This is a genomic window from Achromobacter denitrificans NBRC 15125 (genome assembly GCF_001571365.1).
Taxonomy (GTDB): Bacteria; Pseudomonadota; Gammaproteobacteria; order Burkholderiales; family Burkholderiaceae_B; genus Achromobacter; species Achromobacter denitrificans.
Genome location: NZ_BCTQ01000024.1, coordinates 79,818 through 99,810, shown reverse-complemented (window position 1 = coordinate 99,810; position 19,993 = coordinate 79,818). Strand labels below are relative to the sequence as shown.

General features: G+C 70.0%; 20 protein-coding genes. 12 read left to right on the top strand and 8 right to left on the bottom strand.

Annotated features, from left to right (window positions below; all coding sequences use genetic code 11):
* Nucleotides 1-862: DNA mismatch repair MutL family protein (locus ADE01S_RS19970; RefSeq protein WP_506256326.1), on the top strand; the 862-nt coding region annotated here is incomplete at its 5' end.
* A 2-nt stretch (nucleotides 863-864) separates the two neighbouring features.
* A complete protein-coding gene (miaA, locus tag ADE01S_RS19965; protein WP_062683469.1) occupies nucleotides 865-1,830 on the top strand; it encodes a tRNA (adenosine(37)-N6)-dimethylallyltransferase MiaA in 966 nt (321 codons plus the stop codon).
* Between the two features lie 68 nt (nucleotides 1,831-1,898).
* Here the strand turns inward: miaA and purM are convergent, their stop codons facing one another.
* A complete protein-coding gene (gene purM, locus ADE01S_RS19960) occupies nucleotides 1,899-2,948 on the bottom strand; it encodes a phosphoribosylformylglycinamidine cyclo-ligase (protein ID WP_062683468.1) in 1,050 nt (349 codons plus the stop codon).
* 415 nt (nucleotides 2,949-3,363) lie between these two features.
* Here purM and hda point away from each other — a divergent pair, with 415 nt between their 5' ends.
* The 4 genes from hda to ADE01S_RS19940 are packed head-to-tail and all read left to right on the top strand — an operon-like array spanning nucleotide 3,364 to nucleotide 6,606.
* Nucleotides 3,364-4,065: a DnaA regulatory inactivator Hda gene (gene hda, locus ADE01S_RS19955; RefSeq protein WP_062683467.1), complete on the top strand. Its 702-nt coding sequence runs from the start codon at nucleotides 3,364-3,366 to the stop codon at nucleotides 4,063-4,065.
* Nucleotides 4,062-4,760, top strand: a complete 699-nt coding sequence (locus tag ADE01S_RS19950; protein WP_062683466.1) for an HAD family hydrolase — start codon at nucleotides 4,062-4,064, stop codon at nucleotides 4,758-4,760. Before hda ends, ADE01S_RS19950 begins: the two co-directional genes overlap by 4 nt.
* The gene (gene pcnB / locus ADE01S_RS19945; RefSeq protein WP_062683465.1) at nucleotides 4,761-6,122 is read left to right on the top strand and encodes a polynucleotide adenylyltransferase PcnB; all 1,362 of its coding nucleotides are present in this window, start codon (nucleotides 4,761-4,763) and stop codon (nucleotides 6,120-6,122) included.
* Between the two features lies 1 nt (nucleotide 6,123).
* Nucleotides 6,124-6,606: a 2-amino-4-hydroxy-6-hydroxymethyldihydropteridine diphosphokinase gene (locus ADE01S_RS19940; RefSeq protein WP_062683476.1), complete on the top strand. Its 483-nt coding sequence runs from the start codon at nucleotides 6,124-6,126 to the stop codon at nucleotides 6,604-6,606.
* A gap of 16 nt (nucleotides 6,607-6,622) precedes the next feature.
* Here ADE01S_RS19940 and ADE01S_RS19935 read toward each other — a convergent pair whose 3' ends face one another.
* The 4 genes from ADE01S_RS19935 to ADE01S_RS19920 are packed head-to-tail and all read right to left on the bottom strand — an operon-like array spanning nucleotide 6,623 to nucleotide 10,408.
* Nucleotides 6,623-7,519 carry a sugar kinase gene (locus tag ADE01S_RS19935; RefSeq protein ID WP_062683464.1) on the bottom strand — a complete coding sequence of 299 codons (897 nt, stop codon included), beginning with the start codon at nucleotides 7,517-7,519 and terminating at the stop codon, nucleotides 6,623-6,625.
* A 38-nt stretch (nucleotides 7,520-7,557) separates the two neighbouring features.
* Nucleotides 7,558-8,391 carry an HpcH/HpaI aldolase/citrate lyase family protein gene (locus tag ADE01S_RS19930; RefSeq protein ID WP_062683463.1) on the bottom strand — a complete coding sequence of 278 codons (834 nt, stop codon included), beginning with the start codon at nucleotides 8,389-8,391 and terminating at the stop codon, nucleotides 7,558-7,560.
* Nucleotides 8,388-9,581, bottom strand: a complete 1,194-nt coding sequence (locus tag ADE01S_RS19925) for a CaiB/BaiF CoA transferase family protein (protein WP_062683462.1) — start codon at nucleotides 9,579-9,581, stop codon at nucleotides 8,388-8,390. Before ADE01S_RS19925 ends, ADE01S_RS19930 begins: the two co-directional genes overlap by 4 nt.
* Nucleotides 9,578-10,408 (bottom strand): HTD2 family dehydratase, encoded by an 831-nt coding sequence (locus ADE01S_RS19920; RefSeq protein WP_062683461.1) that lies wholly within the window; start codon nucleotides 10,406-10,408, stop codon nucleotides 9,578-9,580. Before ADE01S_RS19920 ends, ADE01S_RS19925 begins: the two co-directional genes overlap by 4 nt.
* Before the next feature lie 148 nt (nucleotides 10,409-10,556).
* On the opposite strand from ADE01S_RS19920, the gene ADE01S_RS19915 reads away from it, so the two are divergent.
* On the top strand, nucleotides 10,557-11,450 hold the full coding sequence (locus ADE01S_RS19915) for a LysR family transcriptional regulator (protein WP_062683460.1): 894 nt from the start codon (nucleotides 10,557-10,559) through the stop codon (nucleotides 11,448-11,450).
* 36 nt (nucleotides 11,451-11,486) lie between these two features.
* Here ADE01S_RS19915 and paaG read toward each other — a convergent pair whose 3' ends face one another.
* The 3 genes from paaG to ADE01S_RS19900 are packed head-to-tail and all read right to left on the bottom strand — an operon-like array spanning nucleotide 11,487 to nucleotide 14,633.
* Nucleotides 11,487-12,299, bottom strand: a complete 813-nt coding sequence (gene paaG / locus ADE01S_RS19910) for a 2-(1,2-epoxy-1,2-dihydrophenyl)acetyl-CoA isomerase PaaG (RefSeq protein WP_062683459.1) — start codon at nucleotides 12,297-12,299, stop codon at nucleotides 11,487-11,489.
* A complete protein-coding gene (locus ADE01S_RS19905) occupies nucleotides 12,296-13,408 on the bottom strand; it encodes an acyl-CoA dehydrogenase family protein (protein WP_062683458.1) in 1,113 nt (370 codons plus the stop codon). Before ADE01S_RS19905 ends, paaG begins: the two co-directional genes overlap by 4 nt.
* Before the next feature lie 34 nt (nucleotides 13,409-13,442).
* Nucleotides 13,443-14,633, bottom strand: coding sequence for an acyl-CoA dehydrogenase family protein (locus ADE01S_RS19900; RefSeq protein ID WP_062683457.1), 1,191 nt, complete (start codon nucleotides 14,631-14,633; stop codon nucleotides 13,443-13,445).
* Nucleotides 14,634-14,838: 205 nt separating this feature from the next.
* Here ADE01S_RS19900 and ADE01S_RS19895 point away from each other — a divergent pair, with 205 nt between their 5' ends.
* The 5 genes from ADE01S_RS19895 to ADE01S_RS19875 are packed head-to-tail and all read left to right on the top strand — an operon-like array spanning nucleotide 14,839 to nucleotide 19,958.
* Nucleotides 14,839-15,240 (top strand): Zn-ribbon domain-containing OB-fold protein, encoded by a 402-nt coding sequence (locus ADE01S_RS19895; protein ID WP_062683456.1) that lies wholly within the window; start codon nucleotides 14,839-14,841, stop codon nucleotides 15,238-15,240.
* Nucleotides 15,237-16,409 (top strand): thiolase family protein, encoded by a 1,173-nt coding sequence (locus ADE01S_RS19890; RefSeq protein ID WP_062683455.1) that lies wholly within the window; start codon nucleotides 15,237-15,239, stop codon nucleotides 16,407-16,409. Before ADE01S_RS19895 ends, ADE01S_RS19890 begins: the two co-directional genes overlap by 4 nt.
* Nucleotides 16,410-16,426: 17 nt before the next feature.
* Nucleotides 16,427-17,947, top strand: coding sequence for a class I adenylate-forming enzyme family protein (locus ADE01S_RS19885; protein ID WP_062683454.1), 1,521 nt, complete (start codon nucleotides 16,427-16,429; stop codon nucleotides 17,945-17,947).
* A 55-nt stretch (nucleotides 17,948-18,002) separates the two neighbouring features.
* Nucleotides 18,003-18,980 carry a Bug family tripartite tricarboxylate transporter substrate binding protein gene (locus ADE01S_RS19880; RefSeq protein ID WP_062683453.1) on the top strand — a complete coding sequence of 326 codons (978 nt, stop codon included), beginning with the start codon at nucleotides 18,003-18,005 and terminating at the stop codon, nucleotides 18,978-18,980.
* 18 nt (nucleotides 18,981-18,998) lie between these two features.
* Entirely contained in the window at nucleotides 18,999-19,958 is a 960-nt protein-coding gene (locus ADE01S_RS19875) for an NAD(P)H-dependent flavin oxidoreductase (RefSeq protein WP_062683452.1), read from the top strand.
* Nucleotides 19,959-19,993 lie beyond the last annotated feature (35 nt).

Genomic DNA, 19,993 nt, shown 5'->3' with positions numbered 1-19,993 from the left:
GGCCGCAGCGCCCGCCGCCCCCCGGCCCGCGGATTCGCCGCGGCCCGGCTACAGCGGCGCCAGCGGCGCGTCCTACGGGCTGCGCCCCTCGCCGGCGCCGCAGCGCCCGCACACGCAGGTGCCGTTCCGGCTTCACGCGGAACCCGCCGGCATCCCCGCGGCGGACTGGCAATCGCTCTACCGCCCGCTCAACGACGACACGGCCGCCAAGGCCGAGCCCCTGCGCGAGCCCGTTCCGGTCCCCGCGGCGCCCGCGGCGGCATTGCCGACGGACGACGAGCATCCGCTGGGCATGGCCGTGGGCCAGCTGCACGGCATCTACATCCTGGCGCAGAACCGCCGCGGCATGGTGCTGGTGGACATGCATGCCGCCCACGAGCGCGTGGTGTACGAACAGCTCAAGCAGGCGCTGGACGCGCGCAGCCTGCCGCGCCAGGACCTGCTGGTGCCGGTGGTGTTCCACGCGCAGGAAAAGGACGTGGCCCTGGTCGAGGAGTTCGACGAGCAACTCAGCGATCTCGGTTTCGAGATGCGCCCGTCCGGCCCCACCTCGATCGCCGTCCGCTCGGTGCCGGCCCTACTGGCGCGCGGCGACATCGAAACCCTGGCCCGCGCCGTCTTGCGCGACCTGGGCGCCGTGGGCGTTTCGCGCCTGCTGACCGAACAGCGCAACGAGCTGCTGGCCACCATGGCCTGCCACGGCTCCGTGCGCGCCAACCGCAAGCTCACGCTCGAAGAGATGAATGCGCTGCTGCGCCAGATGGAGGCCACCGAGCGCGCCGATCAGTGCAACCACGGCCGGCCCACCTGGGTGCAGTGGTCGGTGTCCGACCTGGACAAGCTTTTCCTGCGCGGGCAATAAACTTGTCGCCATTCCCCGTTTCCTCCGCCGCCGCGCGCCCGGTCGTCTGCCTGGCCGGCCCGACCGCTGCCGGCAAGAGCGCGTCCACGCTGGCGCTGGCCGAGCGCTGGCCGCTGGAGATCGTCAACGTGGATTCCGCCACGATCTACCGCGGCATGGACATCGGCACGGCCAAGCCCTCGCCCGAGGAGCAGGCGCGCGTGCCCCAGCACCTGCTGGACATCCTGGATCCCGTCCAGTCGTACTCCGCCGCCGAGTTCGTCGCCGACGCGCTGCGCCTGATCGACGAGATCCGCGCGCGCGGGCGGATTCCACTGCTGGCCGGCGGCACCATGATGTACTACAAGGCGTTGCGCGACGGGCTGGACGACCTGCCCCAGGCCGATCCGGCGCTGCGCGCCGAACTGGAAGCGCGCGCGGCCGTCCAGGGCTGGCCCGCGCTGCATGCCGAACTGGCCCGCCTCGACCCGGCGACCGCGGCCCGGCTGGCGCCCAACGACAGCCAGCGCATCCAACGCGCCCTCGAAATCTGCCACCTCTCGGGCCAGCCCATGTCCGCCCTGCTGCTGCGCGGCCAGCGCCAGCGCGACGACAGCGGCAACCGATACCTCACCATCAGCCTGGAGCCCTCGGACCGCGCCGCCCTGCATGCCCGCATCGAGCAGCGTTTCGACGCCATGCTGGCCAACGGCCTGCTCGACGAGGTGCGCGGCCTGCACGCCCGCGCCGACCTGCACCCAGGCCTGCCGTCGGTGCGCTGCGTGGGCTACCGCCAGATGTGGGCGCACCTGGACGGCGAGTGCGACCTGGAAACGGCGCGCGAACAGGGCATCGCCGCGACGCGCCAGCTGGCCAAGCGCCAGATCACCTGGCTGCGCGCGCAGCCCGAGCGCGTCATCGTGGATTGCCTGGCCGGCGACGCGGTGGCGCGGACCATCGACGCGGTGGCGGCCGTCCTGAAGGGCTAGGGCCCGAGCTCGGTCCGGGCGAAAAAAAAACCGCCCCGTGGGGCGGTTCGTTCATCGCGGCTCGGTCGTCAGACCACGAAGGTCTGGGCCATGCCTTCCTTCTGCTCGACGATTTCGCCCAGCGTGCTGACGGTCTCGCCCTGCTCGCGCAGCGTGGCCGCGATGGCTTCGGCTTCGGCCGGATCCACCACCAGCACCATGCCGATGCCGCAGTTGAACACGCGGTACATCTCGGTGTCTTCGACGCCGCCCTGCTGTTGCAGCCACTGGAACAGCTTGGGCATTTCCCAGTTGGCGCGATGCAGCTGGGCCGCCAGGCCCGGCTGCAGGATGCGCGGCACGTTGTCCAGCAGGCCGCCGCCCGTGATGTGGGCCAGGCCCTTGATGCTGGTGCCGTGCTTGGCCAGCGCCGCCAGCACCTGCTTCACGTAGATGCGCGTGGGCGCCATGACCACGTCGACCAGCGGCTGGCCGTGGAAGTCGTCGTCGGGCTTGGCGTTGGCGCGCTCCAGGATCTTGCGCAGCAGCGAATAGCCGTTGGAATGCGCGCCGCTGGACGCCAGGCCCAGCACCACGTCGCCGGTCTTGATCGTCTTGCCGGTGATGATGGCCGACTTTTCGACCGCGCCCACCGCGAAACCGGCCAGGTCGTACTCGCCGTCGGGGTACATGCCCGGCATTTCAGCGGTTTCGCCGCCGATCAGCGCGCAGCCCGACAGCTCGCAGCCCTTGGCGATGCCGCCCACCACCGACGCCGCCGTATCCACCGAAAGCTTGCCGCAGCCGAAGTAATCCAGGAAGAACAGCGGCTCCGCGCCCTGCACCAGGATGTCGTTCACGCTCATGGCGACCAGGTCGATCCCCACGGTGTCGTGGCGGTTCCAGTCGAACGCCAGGCGCAGCTTGGTGCCCACGCCGTCGGTGCCCGAGACGAGCACGGGTTCCTTGAACGTCTTCGGCACTTCGAACAAGCCGCCGAAGCCGCCGATACCGGCCAGCACTCCGGCACGCATGGTGCGGGCCGCAAGCGGTTTGATACGGTCGACCAGGGCGTCGCCTGCGTCGATGTCGACACCGGCATCGCGGTAGGTCAGAGGGGCGGTAGGTTGATTCGTCATGAGAAATGCCGTGGGGTATGTAACAATTGCTGGGATTTTGGTGGAACGCCCTGCATTTTACGATGTTGCGGGCTCAAGCAGGGATTGCCCCGCCCGGGCGGCGCGAAAGCGGCGCGGGCGTAGACGGCAGGAACCGCGCGAACCCATGGCGGCCTAAGGGGCCGGACGCGACACCGCCCCCCAGGTGGTTTAAAGTGTAGGGTTCGCCGGTATTGATTTTGCCAGTTTCTGGCGGCTGAAGCCCGACCGCGGCCCGCTTTCGGCTCGCATCGCGCCCAGTTCCGCCCCTGTATTACCCTTTTTGGCTTTTCGGCACCCGGTGGCGCCGCCCGGCATGCCGCTCACGGGAACCCGCTATGCGGACTCGCGGCGTTGGTTTTCGGGTGATCCGAAAAAGCCTGATTGATAAGCTCTCATGAACCGCCAGCTGCTGCTCGACGTTCTTCCCGCGCCAGCGCCATCGCTGAACAACTACATCGCCGGCCCCAACGGAGAAGCGCTCGCCGCCGTGCGCGCGCTCGCGCCCGGCCGCGCCCTGTATATCTGGGGCGCCGCGGGTTGCGGCCGCAGCCACCTGTTGCGCGCGCTGACCGCGCGCCGCGACGCCGTCTACATCGATGCCCCGAACGGCGAGAACATGCTGCGCCGCCTGGCCGAGGCCGATTCCAAGTCGCCCATGCCCAAGTTCGTGGCGGTCGACGACGTGCACCGCATGGACGACAGCCGCCAGGCCGCCCTGTTCGCGCTGTACAACCGCTGGCGCGAATCCGCCGCGACCGGCCGCGCCTTCGCGCTGGCGCTCGCGGGCGACCGCGCCCCGCTGTCGATGCCGCTGCGCGAAGACCTGCGCACGCGCCTGGGCTGGGACCTGGTGTTCCGCCTGGATCCGCTGTCCGACGCCGACAAGCTGGCGGCGCTGTCCGCCCAGGCCGCCGAGCGCGGGATGCACCTGGCCCCTGAAATCATCAACTGGATGCTCACGCACCACGAGCGCGACATCCGGAAACTGGCGGCGCTGCTCGACGCGCTCGACCGCTACTCACTGGCCACCGGCCGTCCCATCACCCTGCCCCTGCTGCGCGCCATGCTCGCAGACCCTGACTCGCAACGCACATGACCACCCGACGTCTTGCCCTGTTCGACCTGGATCACACCCTGTTGCCGCTCGACAGCGACTACCAATGGGCCGACTATCTGGCACGCACGGGCCGCGCGGGCGATCCCGACGAAGCCCGTCGCCGGAACGACGACCTGATGGACCGCTACAACCGCGGCGAACTGACCGCCGAGCAGGCCGCCGAGTTCATGCTCGGCCTGCTGGCGGCGCACACGCCCTACGACCTGGCCGCCTGGCACGAAGCCTTCATGGACGAGGTGATCCGCCCGTCCATGACGCCGGCCGCGCGCGAACTGGTGCAATCGCACCTGGAAGCCGGCGACCTGTGCGCCGTGGTCACCGCCACCAACAGCTTCGTCACCGCCCCCATCGCCCGCGCCTTCGGCGTGCCCCACCTCGTGGCCACCGACGCGGAATACCTGCGCGGGCGCTACACCGGCCGCATCCTGGGCACGCCCAGTTTCAAGGAAGGCAAGGTGGTGCGCGTCAACGATTGGCTGGCCGGCATGGATCTGGGGCTTGCGGATTTTTCCGAATCGTTTTTCTATAGCGATTCGGTCAATGATGTCCCGCTGCTAGAGAAAGTGACCCGTCCGATCGCCGCCAACCCCAGCCCGACCCTGCGCAAGATCGCCCAGGACCGCGGCTGGCAAGTGATCGACTTGTTCGACCACATGGAAGATGCGAAGTCCTAAATGATCACTGAAACCATAAGAAAATTCGTCGGCCGACTGTTCGCGCCGGCACCCCGGGGGCCGTTGCGCATCGAGCGCGACAAGCATGGCATCGACCGCCGCAACGTGTCGCGCCATGCGATCAAAGTCTGCGAAGTGCTGCGCCAGCACGGCTACGAAGCCTATATCGTCGGCGGCGCGGTGCGCGACCTGATCGTGGGCCTGGAGCCCAAGGACTTCGACGTGGCCACCAATGCCACGCCCGAGCAGATCCGCCCGCTGTTCCGCCGCGCCCGCATCATCGGCCGCCGCTTCCAGCTGGTGCACGTGGTGTTCGGCCAGGAGATCATCGAAACCTCCACCTTCCGCGCGCCCGCCTCGGAAGACCAGGAGACCGACGAGCACGGCCGCATCCTGCGCGACAACGTATTCGGCTCGCAGGAAGAAGACGCCAAGCGGCGCGACTTCACCATGAACGCGCTGTACTACGATCCGCACACCGAGGAAGTCATCGACTACCACCACGGCGTGGCCGACCTGAAGAAGCGCCAGATCCGCATCATCGGCGACCCGGCCAAGCGCTACCGCGAAGATCCGGTGCGCATGCTGCGCGCCGTGCGCTTCGCCGCCAAGCTCAACGGCACGATCGACCCGGCCACGCGCCAGCCCATCGGCACGATGGCCGACCTGATCGAGAACGTGCCGGCCTCGCGCCTGTTCGACGAAATGCTCAAGCTGCTGACCTGCGGCCACGCCATGGACTGCCTGCGCCAGCTGCGCGCGGACGGTCTGCACAAGGGCCTGCTGCCGCTGCTGGACGTCGTGCTGGAACAGCCCGGCGGCGAGCATTTCGTGGAACTGGCGCTGGAGCGCACCGACGCCCGCGTGCGCTCGGGCAAGACCATCAGCCCCAGCTTCCTCTTCGCCGCGCTGCTCTGGCAGCAGGTGGACGTGCGCTGGAAGCAGCTGCGCGCCCAGGGCGAGCACACCATTCCCGCGCTGTCGCAGGCTGCCGACTCGGTGCTGGACGAACAGACCGAGAAGCTGGCCATCCAGCGCCGCTTTTCCTCCGACATGCGCGAAATCTGGTTCATGCAGCCGCGTTTCGAGCGCCGCATGGGCAAGAGCATTTTCCGCATGATCGAGCAGCCGCGCTTCCGCGCCGCCTGCGATTTCCTGCAATTGCGCGCCGCCGCCGGCGAGTTCGACAGTGTCCTGGCGCAATGGTGGATGGACCTGGCCAACGCCGACGACGTCACCCGCGCCGACATGATCGAGGAAATCGCGCGCCAGCCGCGCGATGCCGGCGATGCGCCGGCCGCTCCGCGCAAGCGCCGCCGCCCGCGCCGCGCGTCCCCGCGCAGCGCCCCCGGCGCCGGCTGACATGGTTGCCCAGACCGCCCGCGCCTACGTCGGCCTGGGCGCCAATCTCGGCGACGGCGCCGGGACCTTGCGCCAAGTCCTCGCGGAACTGCGCGATACTCCCGGCATCGAGGCGGTGACGGCGTCGCCGTTCTACCGCAGCGCGCCGGTGGAAGCCACCGGCCCGGATTTCGTCAACGCGGTCGCCGCGGTGGACACCATTCTGGCGCCGCTGGCCCTGCTGGATGCGCTGCAGGCGCTGGAAAACCGCCATGGTCGCCAGCGCCCCTACAAGAACGCGCCGCGCACGCTGGACCTGGACCTGCTGCTCTACGGCGACACGCGGATGGAGCACGAACGGTTGACGCTGCCCCACCCCCGCATGCAGCTGCGCGCCTTCGTGCTGCGGCCCCTGCGCGACCTCGCGCCCGACCTGGCGCTGCAAGGCAGGCGCATCGACGACTGGATCGGCGAGATCTGCGACCAGCCCATCGAACGCATGTAGGGCGCGCCCCTCGGCCTCAGGCCTTCGGCCCGTAGGCCATCATCGCCCGCTCCACGTCCGCGACCTGCGGCAGGCCCGCCTCGTTGCCCAGGCGCTGGATCTTGTGGGCGGACGCCGCCCGCGCGAACGTGAAGTGCTCCACCCAGGGTTGCTCCGGCCGATTCAGGTAGGACCAGACGTAGGCGCCGTGGAAGACGTCGCCCGCCCCCGAGGTATCGACGATGCTCGAAGCGGGCACGTCCAGCGAGGGCAGCGTATCGACGGCGCCCGTTTCGTCGTACCAGAGCATGCCGCGCTCGCCCATCGTCACCGCGCCGATGCGGCAGCCGCGGGCCTTGAGCAGGTCCAGCAGCCCCTGGGGCGAGAGGCCGAGCTGTTCGCACATGCGCTCGGCGCAGACCGCCACGTCGATATAACGCAGCAATTCGTCGGTGTTCTCGCGCAGCCCTCCGCCGTCCAGCGAGGTCAGCACGCCCGCCTCGCGGCAGGCGCGGGCGTAATGCAGGGCCGCGTCGGGCTGGTGCCCGTCCAGGTGCAGCGCGCGATAGCCGCCGATGTCCAGGCGCGGGAAGTCGTTCAGGTAGTCCACGTCGCGCGCGCGGACGATCGCGCGCTTGCCGCCGTTGGGCATGATGAAGGACAAGGAAGAGCGGCGCACCTGGCGCGCATGCAGCGACACGCCATGCGCGGCCGCCATGTCCGTGTACATGTGGCCCAGCCAGTCGGGCGCGAGCGAGCAGATCAGGTCGGGCGGCGTGCCCAAGCGGGCGCATGCGAAGGCGGCGGTGACCGCGTTGCCGCCGAAGGACACGGCATAGTCCTGCGCCACGCTCTTGTCGTCTCCCGAGGGCCAGTGGTCGGCCAGCACGGTGACGTCGATATAGGTGTGTCCGATGAAGAGCGCTTCGCGCATAGGCCTGCCAGGAAGAAGTTGATCGGAATCGCGCGGCCCTACGCGCCGGCGGATTCCCCCGCTTGCGCCAGCACCAGGCGCGCGCGCGCGATGACCGGCGCGTCGACCATCTTGCCGTCCAGCATGAAGGTGCCGGCGGCGGTGTCGCGATGGGCCGCGATGACGCGGCGCGCCCATTCCAGCTCTTGCTGCGCGGGCACGAAGGCCGCGTGGATCACGGCGACCTGCGTGGGGTGGATGCACAGCATGCCGCCGAACCCCATCTGCTGCGCCCGGGCCGCGGCCTGCGCCAGCCCGGCCTGGTCCTGCACGCCGGGGAACACGCCGTCCAGCGCGGGCGCCAGGCCCGCCGCGCGGCTGTGCAGCAGCACCTGCACGCGCGCCTGGTCCAGCACGGTGGCGGCGCCGGGGGTGTCGGGCGCCAGCCCCAAGTCCAGGCCGTAATCCAGGCTGCCGAACGCCAGCCGCGCCACGCCGGGCGTCGACGCGACCTCGGCGGCGTTGAGGACGCCCTGGGCGGTTTCCAGGATGGGGATCACGGGCAGGCCCGTCTGAGCCACGTGCCGCACCTGCGCCAGGCTTTCGGCCTTGGGCAGCAGGATGCCGGCCATGCCGGGCTTGCCGCGGCAGGCCTTCAGGTCGTCGTCATGCCAGGGCGTGGAGGCGTCGTTGATGCGCACCCACAACCGCGCCCGGGGATTCGTCCCCAGGAAGTCGCAGAGGGACTCGCGGGCGGACGCCTTGGCCAGGTGCTCGACCGCGTCTTCGAGGTCCACGATGACGGCATCCGCGCCGGCGGCGAGCGCCTTGGGGATGCGCTCGGCCCGCGAGGCGGGGACGAACAAAGCGCTACGGACGACAGGATGGGTCACACGACCTCCGAGGCATGGAATTTCGCCACCTGATCAGGCGCGTATCCCAATGATGCTAGCACCGCATCCGTGTTTTGGCCCACCGCGGGCACGGCTTCCATGCGCGGCGAGAAGGCATTGCTGCTGGCCGGCGGCAGCAGCGCGGGCAGTTCACCGGCGGGGCTGTCCACCTTGCTCCAGCGGGCGCGGGCCTGCAATTGGGGGTGCGCCCACACGCCCGCCATGTCGTTGACGCGCGCGTTCGCGATCTGGGCGTCTTCCAGCCGTTGCGTCACCTGTTCGATGGAAAGGTCGGCGAAGGCCGCCACGATCAGTGCCCGCAGGTCGTCGCGGTTCGCGGTGCGCAGCGAATTCGACAGGAAGCGCGGATCCTCCGCCAGTTCGGCCTGGCGCAGCACCTGCGCGCAGAACACCCGCCATTCGCGCTCGTTCTGCAGACCCAGCATGATGGTGGAACCGCCGCCCACCGGGAATGGCCCGTAGGGGTAGATCGACGCGTGCGCCGCGCCGGCGCGCACGGGCGGCGCGCCGCCGTCGAACGCGTAGTACATCGGGAAGCCCATCCATTCGACCATGCTCTCCAGCATGGAGACGTCCAGGCGGCTGCCCTGGCCGGTCTTCTGGCGCAGCAGCAGCGCGTTGAGGATGGCCGAGTAGGCATACATGCCGGCGGCGATATCCGCGATGGAACAGCCCGCCTTGACCGGATCGTCCTTCGTGCCGGTCACCGACAGGAAGCCGCTTTCGCTCTGGATCAGCAGGTCGTAGGCCTTCTTGTCCTGGTAGGGGCCGCCTTCGCCGTAGCCGGAGATGTCGCAGACGATCAGGCGCGGATACTTCTGGTGCAGCGCCTCGAAGGACAGGCCCAGCCGCGCGGCGGCGCCGGGGGCCAGGTTCTGCACCAGCACGTCGGCCGATTCCAGCAGGCGATCCATGATGCCGCCGGCCTCTTCGCGCTTGAGGTCCAGCGTCAGGCTTTCCTTGGAGCGGTTGGTCCAGACGAAGTGCGACGACAGGCCGCGCACGCGCTCATCGTAGCCGCGCGCGAAGTCGCCGCTGCCCGGCCGTTCGATCTTGATGACGCGCGCGCCCATGTCCGCCAGCTGGCGGGTGCAGAAAGGCGCGGCGATGGCGTGTTCCAGGCTGACGACGGTAATGCCGTCCAGCGGACGAGGGGCCTGCTTGCTCATTCGGAGAACCTCAATTCGGCTTGGTGGGCCAGGGTGCCGTCCTGCTCGGCCCAGAGCTGGGCCAAGCCCGGCTCGGTCAAGCGGCCGGCGACCTGGAAGGGCGCGGGCGCGATCAGCGGACGCAGGCCCCGGTACGACAGATGGGTGGGACGCGCCTTGGGGTGCGCGCGCTGGAACGCGGCGACCATCTCCGTGGCGATCAGCGGGCCGTGCACCACCAGGCCGGGATAGCCTTCGGTGCCGGTCACGTAGGGATGGTCGTAGTGGATGCGATGGCCGTTGAAGGTCACCGCCGAATAGCGGAACAGCAGCACGGGCGACGGCTCGACCGTGTCGCGCCATTGCGACTCGGGCGCCGGCTCGCTGCCCGCGAGCTTGGGCGGCGTGGGCTGGCGGTAGACGATGTCCTGCTCTTCCTGGATGACGATTTCACCCGCCTGGTGGTAATCGTGGCGCACCGTCACGAACAGCAGCGCGCCGGTGCGGCCGGCCTTTTCCTTGACGTCGATGACGCTGGACACGCGCTCGGCCGGCACGCCGACCTTCAGCGGCTGGCGGAATTCCACGCGCCCGCCCGCCCACATGCGGTTGCGGTCCTGGGCCGGCGGCAGGAACCCGCCGCGCGAGGGATGGCCATCCGTCCCCAACCCGTCCATGCCTACCGTGCTGATGAAGAACGCCCATTGCCACAGCGGCGGCAAGGCCTCGCCCTGGGCCGGCGCGGGACCGCCCAGGGTGGCCGCGATGCACGCGGCATGGCCGGGGTCCATGGCGTCCGCTTTGCGTTCGCCGCTGCCGATCCATGCGGCCGGATCTGTAGTCGTCATGCCGATATCCTTAGGTGGGGTTTCGCAGCCTGAAGCATGCCCGCAACGCGTCCCCATTGTGAATTCGTTTTTCCTCAAGGCGGGGTTTGCGGCGCCTGAATCGGGACGGACTCCCGCCGCGGCGCGCCCGCGCCGTAATATATGGCCTATGCACTTCGACCTCGCCGACCTCCGCCTGTTCATCCACATTGCCGAATCCCCCAGCCTGACCCAGGCGGCCAAGCGGGCGCACCTGTCCCTGGCGGCCGTCAGCGTGCGGATCAAGGCACTGGAAAACCAGCTGAATTCCCGCCTGCTGTACCGCGACAGCCGCGGCGTCGAAATCACGCCGGCGGGCCAGAAGCTGCTGCAGCACGCCCGGGTCATCATGCGCCAGGTGGACCACCTGAAACACGATTTCCAGGAACAGGCCGATGGCGATGCCGGCCACATCCGGATTTTCGCCAACACCACGGCGGTCACCGAGTTCATGCCGGGCATCCTGGCGCAGTTCCTCTCCGGGCACCCCGGCGTCACCGTGGACCTCCAGGAGCGGCTCACGCGCGACATCGTGCGCGGCGTGCTGGACGGCACCACCGACCTGGGCATCGTGGCCGGGCCCGTGGACGCCCCCGAATTGCAGGCCATCCACTTCAGCACCGACAAGCTCGTGCTGGTGGTGCCCAACGGCCATCCGCTGCAAGACCAGGAAAAAATCAAGCTGGCCGATGCCGTGCGCTACCCGTTCATCACCATGCACGAAGGCTCCACCCTGGTGGCGTTCCTGCGCGATCAGCTGGAGCGCGTCGGCCAGCGCCTGCCGCAGCGCATCCAGCTCTACAGCTTCGACTCGATCTGCCGGATGGTGCAGGCGGGCGTGGGCATCGGCGTCATCCCCGACTCGGCCGCGCGCCGCTACGGCGCCGACATGAAGCTGCGCGTGGTGGAGCTGGACGAACCCTGGGTCGTGCGCGAACGCAAGCTGCTGGTGCGCGACGTAGACGCCCTGCCCGGTTGCGCCCGGGAACTGATCGAACAGATCCAGGCCCCGCGGGCGCCCTGACCGCCCGCCATTGCGGCGGCCGGCGAAGGCGCCGCGTCAGCGTCCGGTGAAGGCCGGCGCTCGCTTCTCGGCGAAGGCCCGCATTCCTTCCAGGTAGTCGTCGGTATGCCCGAGCTCGCGCTGCAAGCGGCATTCCAGGTCGAACTGCTGGGCCAGCGTATGGCCGCTGGAGGCATGCAAGGCCGCCTTGGTGGCCGCGTAGGCCCGGGTGGGGCCTGCCGCCAGGGTGGCGGTCACCTCGGCCAGCGTGTCGGCCAGCGCCGCGTCCGGCACCACGCGCCAGATCAGTCCCCAGGATTCCGCCTGCGCGGCGCTCACCGCCTCGCCGAACAGCGCCGCGCCCATGGCCCGGGCCGAGCCGACCAGGCGCGGCAGGAACCAGGTGCCGCCGGCGTCGGGCAGCAGCCCAATCTTGCTGAAGGCCTGGATGAAGCGCGCGGACTCGACCGCGAATACCACGTCGCAAGCCAGCACCAGGCTGGCGCCCGCCCCCGCGGCCACGCCGTTCATGACGCACACCACCGGCACGGGCAAGGCGCGCAGGCGCTCGATGAGCGGCCGGTAGCGCTTCTGCAGCCCTTCGCCGAGATCGCGGCGCGAGCCGTCCTGCGCCGGCTTGCGCTCCCCCAGGTCCTGGCCGGCGCAGAAGCCGCGGCCGGCGCCAGTGATGACCAGGCCCCGCAGGCCCGGTTCGGCCTCCAGCGCGTCCAGCGCCCGCGCCAGCTCGGCGTGCATGGTCTCCGTGAAGCTGTTGAGGCGGTCGGGGCGGTCGAGCGTGATGCGGCCCACTCCGTCCTCCAACGAGTAGCGGATCTGCGTATAGCCGCCGCCAGCGGCCGGGGCCGTCATGCCAGCACCTCCAGGACCGCCAGCTGCTCGGCGGTATCGCCCAGCAGCAGGTCCACCGCCGTCAGGCGCTTGAAATAGTCGCCCACTTCCAGTTCGTCCGTCATGCCCATGCCGCCATGCAGCTGCACCGCCATCTGCGCCACCAGCCGGCCCGCGCGCGCGGCCTCCAGCTTGGCGGAGGCAATCATGCGCCGGCGCTGGCCGGGATCGGTTTCGGTCAGGGCCGCCACCGCGACGTAGGCCATGGACAAGGCCAGCTCCCTGGCCACCAGCATCTCGGCCAGGCGGTGCTGCAGCGCCTGGAACGAAGCCAGCGGCTGCCCGAACTGCCGGCGCGTCTTCAGGTACTCCACCGTGATTTCCAGCAAGCGCTCCATGGCGCCGGCGGCGTGCGCGCACAAGGCCGCCGTCCCCCATTGCAGGGCCTGGGCCAGGGCGAACTCGGCCACCTCGCCCCGCGCCAGCAGGGCGTCGGGCGGCACCACGGCGCCGTCCAGGTCCAGGCGGGCGCAGCGGGCGCCATCCAGGGTGGGCGTGTCCGTCAGCCGCGCGCCTGCCGTGCCCGCGGGCACGGCCAGCAGCAGCGCGTCGCCATCGGCGCCCCGCGCGCTCACCAGCCAGGCCGAGGCCGCGCCGCCATGCCAGACCAGGTGCTTGGCGCCATCCAGCCGCCAGCCCTCGGCGGTCTCAATGGCCCGGCAATCCTGCGGATCCGCGTCGTAGCGGCGCCCCGGCTCCTGGTAGGCCACGCTGACGATGGCCTCGCCCGTCGCGATCGGCGGCAGCCAGCGGGCCCGCGCCTCGTCGCCGCAGGCATCGACCATTGCCGCGCCCATGACGGCGCTGGGGATGACGGGTTCGGACACCAGCCCGCGCCCCAGCTCCAGGTGCACCGGCAACAGACTGGCCGGCACTTCGCCGAACCCGCCGAAATCCTGCGCGATGTTCAGCCCCAGCACGCCCAGTTCCGCCAGCGCGCCCCAGGCCTGCCCGTCCAGCGTGGCGGCGGCCTGCCGGGCGCGGCGCTGCGGGAAGGTCCATGCCTGTTCCACCAGGCGGCGCAGGCTGTCCGCCAGCATGCGCTGTTCTTCGGTATAGATGAAATCCATGCGTCGTGTTCCTGTCGGATTGCGCCCGGCCGGCCTACAGGCCCAGCACCTGGCGGGCGATGATGCCCTTCTGCACTTCGGTGGTGCCGCCGTAGATGGAGGTCTTGCGCATGTCGGCATAGCCCGCGCCCGCCGCCGCGGCCATTTCAGGCCCCGGCCCGTGCCAGGCGGCGTCGGCGAACATCCAGTCGGGGTCGTAGGGCCAGGCGTCGGGACCCGCCACTTCCATCTGCAGCATGGCCAGGTCCTGCTGTATCTCGGAGCCGCGTATCTTCAGCACCGACGCTTCGGGGCCCGGCGAGCCGTCGTTGCTGGAAGCCACCCGCAGCAACAGCATCTCCAGCGCCATGATGTCCACCTCGATGCGCGAGATCCGGTCGCGCATGCGGCTGTCCGACAGCAAGGGCCGTCCGCGCGAGCGCGCGTTCCCGGCCATGCTCTTCAGGATCCCCAGTTCGCGGTGGCAATGGCCCAGTCCGGCGATGCCGGTGCGCTCATGGCCAAGCAGGTACTTGGCGTAGGTCCAGCCCTGGTTCTCCTCGCCGACGAGGTTGGCCGCGGGCACGCGCACGTTTTCCAGCCACACCTCGTTCACGTCGTGCCCGCCATCCAGCGTGCGGATGGGACGCACGGTGACGCCAGGGGCGCGCATGTCCAGCAGCAGCATCGAAATGCCGCGCTGCGCCCGCGCGGCGGAGTCGGTGCGCGCGAGGCAGAACATCCAGTCGGCGTATTGCGCCAGCGTGGTCCAGGTTTTCTGGCCGTTGACCACGTAGTCGTCGCCGTCTCGCTCGGCGCGCGTCTTCAGCGAGGCCAGGTCGGATCCGGAGCCCGGCTCGGAATAGCCCTGGCACCACCAGTCCTCGACCCGCGGGATCCGCGGGAGGAAGCGGGCCTGCTGTTCGGCGCTGCCGTACTTCATCAGCACCGGACCGATCATGGACAGGCCGAAAGGCAGCAGCCGCGGCGCGCCCGCCTTGAAGCACTCCACCTCGAAGATCAGACGCTGCAGCGCGTTCCAGCCGGTGCCGCCGTGTTCGACGGGCCAGCTCGGCGCGCCCCAGCCGCGCTCGGCCAGGATGTTGTGCCAACGCACGTAGTCGTCGCGCTCCAGCCGCTGATGCCGCAGCACCTTGTCGCGGATGTCCCCGGGCAGCTCGGCCTCGGCGAACGCGCGCACCTCTTCGCGGAATCGGCGTTCCTGCGGCGTCCAGGTCAGGTTCATGGTCTACCTCCTTTTGCCGATATCTAGCCATGGACCGCCCCGCCCGGCAATCTGCCTCTCCCGAAGACCGGCTTCGGACAGGATGTAGGGCACCCGGCCACTACCGCTCGGCGGAAGGCCTGCTTCAGCAATGAAGAATGGCCCAACGCGCCGCCAGTGCCGACACTAGCCGCTGTTGCCACTGAACGAAAGGTCCCCTCGCATCATGACCCTTCCCGACCACCCCGACGCGCCGCAAGGCGTCGAAGCACAGTACCGAGAGGCCCTGGATCAGGGCCGCTTCCTCATCCAGCGCTGCGCCGGCTGCGACCGCGCCGTGTTCTACCCCCGCATGATCTGCCCGCATTGCGGCGCGGACGCGCTGGCCTGGGTCGAGCCCGACGGCGGCGGCACCGTCTACGCCACCACCGTCGTGCGCCGCAAGCCCGAAGCCGGCGGCGACTACAACGTGGCGCTGGTGGATCTGCGCGAAGGCGTGAGGCTGATGAGCCGGGTGGAAGGCGTGGCGCCGGAGTCCGTGCATATCGGCATGGCGGTGCGCGCCCGAGTGGCGCGGCAGGACGGGCGCGGCCTGGTGGTGTTCGTTCCCGGCAAGGAGGCGCAATGAAGCTCGACGATTTGCGCGGCGCCGTGGCGGTGGCCGGCGTGGGCCACGCCGGCCTGGGACAGGCCGCGGGCTACACGGAGATGGAAATCCTGGTGCAGGCCGCGCAGCGCGCGGTGGCCGACGCCGGCCTGTCCATGCGCGACATCGACGGCATCTGCACGGCCAGCGTGGCCGCGCCGATGTGGGCGATGCCGGTCATCGAACACCTGGGCATCCGCCCCACCTTCATCGACAGCACCATGCTGGGCGGCTCCAGCTTCGTCGCGCACCTGATGCCCGCGCTGCATGCGCTGGCATCGGGCCAGTGCAACGCGGTCCTGGTGTGCTACGGCAGCACCCAGCGCACCTCCACGCTCAGCCGCGCCGAGATCGGCCGCGTGCGCAAGCAGTTCGATCCCCAGCCCTATGAAACGCCCTACGATCCGCTGAGCCCCTTGTCTTCGTACGCGCTGGCGGCCTCGCGCCACATGCATCAGTACGGCACGCGCCGCGAGCACCTGGCGCAGGTGGCGCTGGCCGCCAACCAATGGGCCCAGCTGAATCCCGAGGCGCAACTGCGCGAACCCGCGACGCTGGAGCAGATCCTGGCCGCGCGGATGGTGTCCGATCCCCTGAGCGTGCGCGATTGCTGCCTGGTGACCGACGGCGCGGGCGCCTACGTGCTGGTGCGCGCCGACCGCGCGCGCGACCTGCTCCGCCCGCCCGTCTACGTGCTGGGCAGCGCCACCGCCGTCTGGAACCGGCAGATATCGTCCATGGAAGACCTCACCGTGACGGCCGCCGCCGAATCGGGCCGGCGCGCGTTCGACATGGCGCGCGTGACGCCCGGCGACATCGACGTGGTGGAACTCTACGACGCCTTCACCATCAACACCCTGCTCTTCCTCGAAGACCTGGGCTTCTGCGCCAAGGGCGAGAGCAAGGACTTCATCGCGGACGGCGCCATCGCACCGGGCGGCAGGCTGCCCGTCAACACCAACGGCGGCGGGCTGTGCTGCGTGCATCCCGGCATGTACGGCGTCTTCATCATGATCGAAGCGGTGCGGCAACTGCGCGGCGAATGCGGCGCGCGCCAGGTTTCCGGGGCGCAGCTGGCGATGGTGCATGGCAATGGCGGCACGCTGTCCAGCCAGTCCACGGCGATCCTGGGCACCCGGGCCGCGCTTTGAACGACAGGGTTCCCCCCATGCCACAAACCGCCAACCCTACCCGCATCCATCACGTGCTGGCCCGCCAGGCCAGCCAGCGGCCGGACGCCGTCTTCCTGTACGAGGAAGGCGGCGGCATCGTGAGCTATGCGCAATTCTGGCAGCGTGTGCAGGAGGCGGCCCGATGGCTGGAAGATCAGGGCGTGCGGCCCGGCCACCGCGTCATGACGGTGGGCGAGAACTGCGGCGCCATGATCGCAGCCCTGTTCGCCTGCAGCGTGGCGGGGGCCTGGCCGGTGGGCGTGAACGCGCGCCTGTCCGCCCGTGAGATCGACACCATCCGCCGCCACGCGCAGCCGGAACTGACCCTCTACACCACAGGCGTCTCCGCCGACGCCCGCGCCCACGCCAGCGCCGCCGGCGCGGACGAGGCCGAGCCCGCGGTCTGGGGCGCGGGCTTGCAGGCCGTCCGGGCTGAGGCGCCCACCGCGCCTGAAACGGATTCCCGGGCGGACGACGTGGCCACCGTCATCTATACCTCGGGGACGACCGGCGCGCCCAAGGGCGTCATGGTGCCGCACGGCGGCCTGCTGCATTTCGCCCGGGTGTCGGCCGCGACGCGCCGCCTGGGTCCGCAGGACATCGGCTACGCGGCGCTGCCCATGTCGCATATCTTCGGCATCGCCACCGTGCTGATGGCCACGGTGCACGCCGGCGCCAGCCTGGTGCTGCGCAGCCGCTTCGATCCCGACGATGCCTTCAAGGCGCTGGCCTGCCCCGGCGTCACCATCCTGCAGGGCGTGCCCACCATGTTCAGCCGCATGCTGGCCGCGGCGCCGCCCAAGGCCAGGCTGCGCGCGCCCGCGCTGCGCTACGTGTACACCGGCGGCGCGGCCCTGGACCCGACGCAGAAGCGCGACGTCGAACGCTATTTCGGCCTGCCGATGCACCATGGCTACGGCATTACCGAATACGCCGGCTCCATGTTCGTCACCGACCTCGATACGCCCCGCGCCGATTGTTCCGCGGGATTCGCGGTCGAAGGCGTCGAGCTGCGCATCGGGTCGCCGGATGGCGGCACGCCCGCGCCCGGCGAACGCGGCGACATCCTGATCCGCGGCCCGGGCGTCATGCTCGGCTACTACCGCGACCCGGCGCAGACGGCGCAGGCCCTGCTGCCCGGCGGCTGGCTGCATACCGGCGACATCGGCTACGTCGACGCCGACGGCGCGCTCTTCATCGCCGGTCGCTCCAAGGACCTGATCATCCGCTCGGGCTTCAACGTCTACCCGATCGAGGTCGAGTCCGTCATCAATGCCTTTCCCGGCGTGCGCCTGTCCGCCGTGGTGGGCCGCGCGACGGCCGACCAGAACGAGGAAGTCATCGCCTTCGTTGAAACCCTGCCCGGCGCCTCGCTCGACGTCCAGCTGCTGACCCTGCACCTGCGGGCGCAGCTGGCGCCGTACAAGCGGCCCGCCATGATCATTCCCATCGACACGATTCCCACCACGGTCAGCGGCAAGATCCTGAAGCAGCCGCTGAAAGAAAGGCTGGCGTAACGCGGACTGGCAGCTCCGCTCCACGACCGGCCCAAGCACACAAGGAGACATGAGCATGCGCATCAAGACCCTGTTCGCCGCGGCAGCCGCCACGGCGATGATCACCGTCGGCCAATCGGCCTGGGCCCAGGCCGCCTACCCCGAGCGCCCCATCCGCCTGCTGGTGGGCTACGCCCCCGGCGGCCCCGTGGACACCACCGCCCGCGTGTTCGCCAAATACCTGGGCGACAAGCTCGGCCAGGCCGTGGTCGTGGAGAACCGCGCCGGAGCCAGCGGCATGATCGCCTCGGACGCCACCGCCAAGGCGACGCCCGACGGCTACCTGCTGGGTTTCGCCGCCAGCCCCACGCTCACCATGTCGCCGCTGGTCCAGCGCAGCACGCTGTTCGATCCTCGCAAGGACTTCTCGCTCATCGGGCTGGTCGTGGACTACGCCAACGTGCTGCTGATCGGCCCGCAGATCCCCGCCAAGAACGTGGGCGAACTCGTCAGCTACGCGCGGGCGCATCCCGACGCCATCTCCTTCGGATCGGCCGGCATCGGCGCGTCCAACCACCTGTCGGCCGAGCTCCTGAAAAAGCAGGCCGACGCCCCCATGCTGCACGTGCCCTACCGCGGCAACTCCCCCGCCATGATGGACGTCGTGAGCGGCAAGGTGACGTTCATGTTCGACATCACCAGCACCGCCATCCCCTTCATCAAGAGCGGCAAGGCGCGCGCGCTCGCGGTGACGTCGCGCACCCGCAATCCCGAGCTGCCCGACGTGCCCACGATGATCGAGGCCGGCATGAAGGACTACGAAGTCGTCGGTTGGTACGCGCTGGTGGGGCCTAAGCAGCTGCCCGAGGCCGTGTCCGCGCGCCTGGTGCGGGCGCTGGCTGACGTATCCAAGGACCCCGCGTTCCGCCAGGCCATGACCGACGGCGGCTACGCCATCAACAACGGAGACTCGAAAGCCCTGCAGGCGCGCATCGACCGCGAATACGCCTTGTGGGCCGACGTCATCCAGAACGCCAACATCCAGGCCAACTGACCCCCACGGAGCGCCATGATGAACCCGCCGCCCGCCCTGCGCGACCACACCCGCCTGCCGGTCATCGGCGCCCCCATGTTCCTGGTCTCGGGCCCCGAACTGGTGGTCGCGCAGTGTGGCGCGGGCATCATCGGAACGTTTCCCTCCCTCAACGCCAGGCCGCAGGATCAGCTGCACGCCTGGATCTCCCGCATCGAAGAGGGCCTGGCGGCGCGCCGCCGCGCCGACCCGGACGCCAAGGTGGCGCCTTACGGCGTGAACCTCATCGTCCATCCCAGCAACGCGCGCTGGGAGGGCGACCTGGCCATCTGCGCCGAGCGCCGCGTGCCCCTGCTCATCACCTCGTTGCAGGCGCCCGAAGCCGCGGTGCGCGCGATGCATCCGCAAGGCGGCCTGGTCTTCCACGACGTCACCACCGTGCGCCACGCCAAGCGCGCGCTCGACGCCGGCGTGGACGGCCTGATCCTGGTCGCTTCCGGCGCGGGCGGGCATGCCGGCCGGGTGAATCCCATCGCGCTGGTCAACGAAATACGCGCCTTCTACGACGGCCCGCTGGCGCTGTCGGGTTGCATCAGCCACGGCAAGGATATCCTGGCCGCTCAGGTGCTGGGCTGCGATTTCGCCTACATGGGCACGCGCTTCATCGCCACGCAGGAATCGCTGGCGGGCGACGCATACCGCGAGATGGTGCTGCGGGCGCAGGCCGCCGACGTGGTCTACACCCCTTATTTCTCGGGCGTGCCGGCGAACTATCTGTCGGCCAGCATCCTGGCCGCGGGGCTCGATCCCGCCGAGCTCGCGAACCAGGGCGAGGCCCCGCCTCCGAACCTGGACAAAAGCTCGCGTCCCAAGGCCTGGAAGGATGTCTGGAGCGCCGGCCAGGGCGTGGGCGCGGCGCAGGAGATCCTGCCGGTGGAGACGCTGGTGGCGCAACTGGAAGCCGAATACCTGAGCGCGCGGGCGGCGCTGGCGCGCTAGACGCGCCGGCCCAGGCCGTTGCCGCGCCCGGGCCG

What these genes read in the sequence shown, in the direction of transcription:
- purM (WP_062683468.1), bottom strand. Translation starts at nt 2,948, where the DNA reads ATGACGAATCAACCTACCGCCCCTCTGACCTACCGCGATGCCGGTGTC.
- hda (WP_062683467.1), top strand. Translation starts at nt 3,364, where the DNA reads ATGAACCGCCAGCTGCTGCTCGACGTTCTTCCCGCGCCAGCGCCATCG.
- ADE01S_RS19950 (WP_062683466.1), top strand. Translation starts at nt 4,062, where the DNA reads ATGACCACCCGACGTCTTGCCCTGTTCGACCTGGATCACACCCTGTTG.
- pcnB (WP_062683465.1), top strand. Translation starts at nt 4,761, where the DNA reads ATGATCACTGAAACCATAAGAAAATTCGTCGGCCGACTGTTCGCGCCG.
- ADE01S_RS19940 (WP_062683476.1), top strand. Translation starts at nt 6,124, where the DNA reads ATGGTTGCCCAGACCGCCCGCGCCTACGTCGGCCTGGGCGCCAATCTC.
- ADE01S_RS19935 (WP_062683464.1), bottom strand. Translation starts at nt 7,519, where the DNA reads ATGCGCGAAGCGCTCTTCATCGGACACACCTATATCGACGTCACCGTG.
- ADE01S_RS19925 (WP_062683462.1), bottom strand. Translation starts at nt 9,581, where the DNA reads ATGAGCAAGCAGGCCCCTCGTCCGCTGGACGGCATTACCGTCGTCAGC.
- ADE01S_RS19920 (WP_062683461.1), bottom strand. Translation starts at nt 10,408, where the DNA reads ATGACGACTACAGATCCGGCCGCATGGATCGGCAGCGGCGAACGCAAA.
- ADE01S_RS19915 (WP_062683460.1), top strand. Translation starts at nt 10,557, where the DNA reads ATGCACTTCGACCTCGCCGACCTCCGCCTGTTCATCCACATTGCCGAA.
- paaG (WP_062683459.1), bottom strand. Translation starts at nt 12,299, where the DNA reads ATGACGGCCCCGGCCGCTGGCGGCGGCTATACGCAGATCCGCTACTCG.
- ADE01S_RS19905 (WP_062683458.1), bottom strand. Translation starts at nt 13,408, where the DNA reads ATGGATTTCATCTATACCGAAGAACAGCGCATGCTGGCGGACAGCCTG.
- ADE01S_RS19900 (WP_062683457.1), bottom strand. Translation starts at nt 14,633, where the DNA reads ATGAACCTGACCTGGACGCCGCAGGAACGCCGATTCCGCGAAGAGGTG.
- ADE01S_RS19895 (WP_062683456.1), top strand. Translation starts at nt 14,839, where the DNA reads ATGACCCTTCCCGACCACCCCGACGCGCCGCAAGGCGTCGAAGCACAG.
- ADE01S_RS19890 (WP_062683455.1), top strand. Translation starts at nt 15,237, where the DNA reads ATGAAGCTCGACGATTTGCGCGGCGCCGTGGCGGTGGCCGGCGTGGGC.
- ADE01S_RS19885 (WP_062683454.1), top strand. Translation starts at nt 16,427, where the DNA reads ATGCCACAAACCGCCAACCCTACCCGCATCCATCACGTGCTGGCCCGC.
- ADE01S_RS19880 (WP_062683453.1), top strand. Translation starts at nt 18,003, where the DNA reads ATGCGCATCAAGACCCTGTTCGCCGCGGCAGCCGCCACGGCGATGATC.
- ADE01S_RS19875 (WP_062683452.1), top strand. Translation starts at nt 18,999, where the DNA reads ATGAACCCGCCGCCCGCCCTGCGCGACCACACCCGCCTGCCGGTCATC.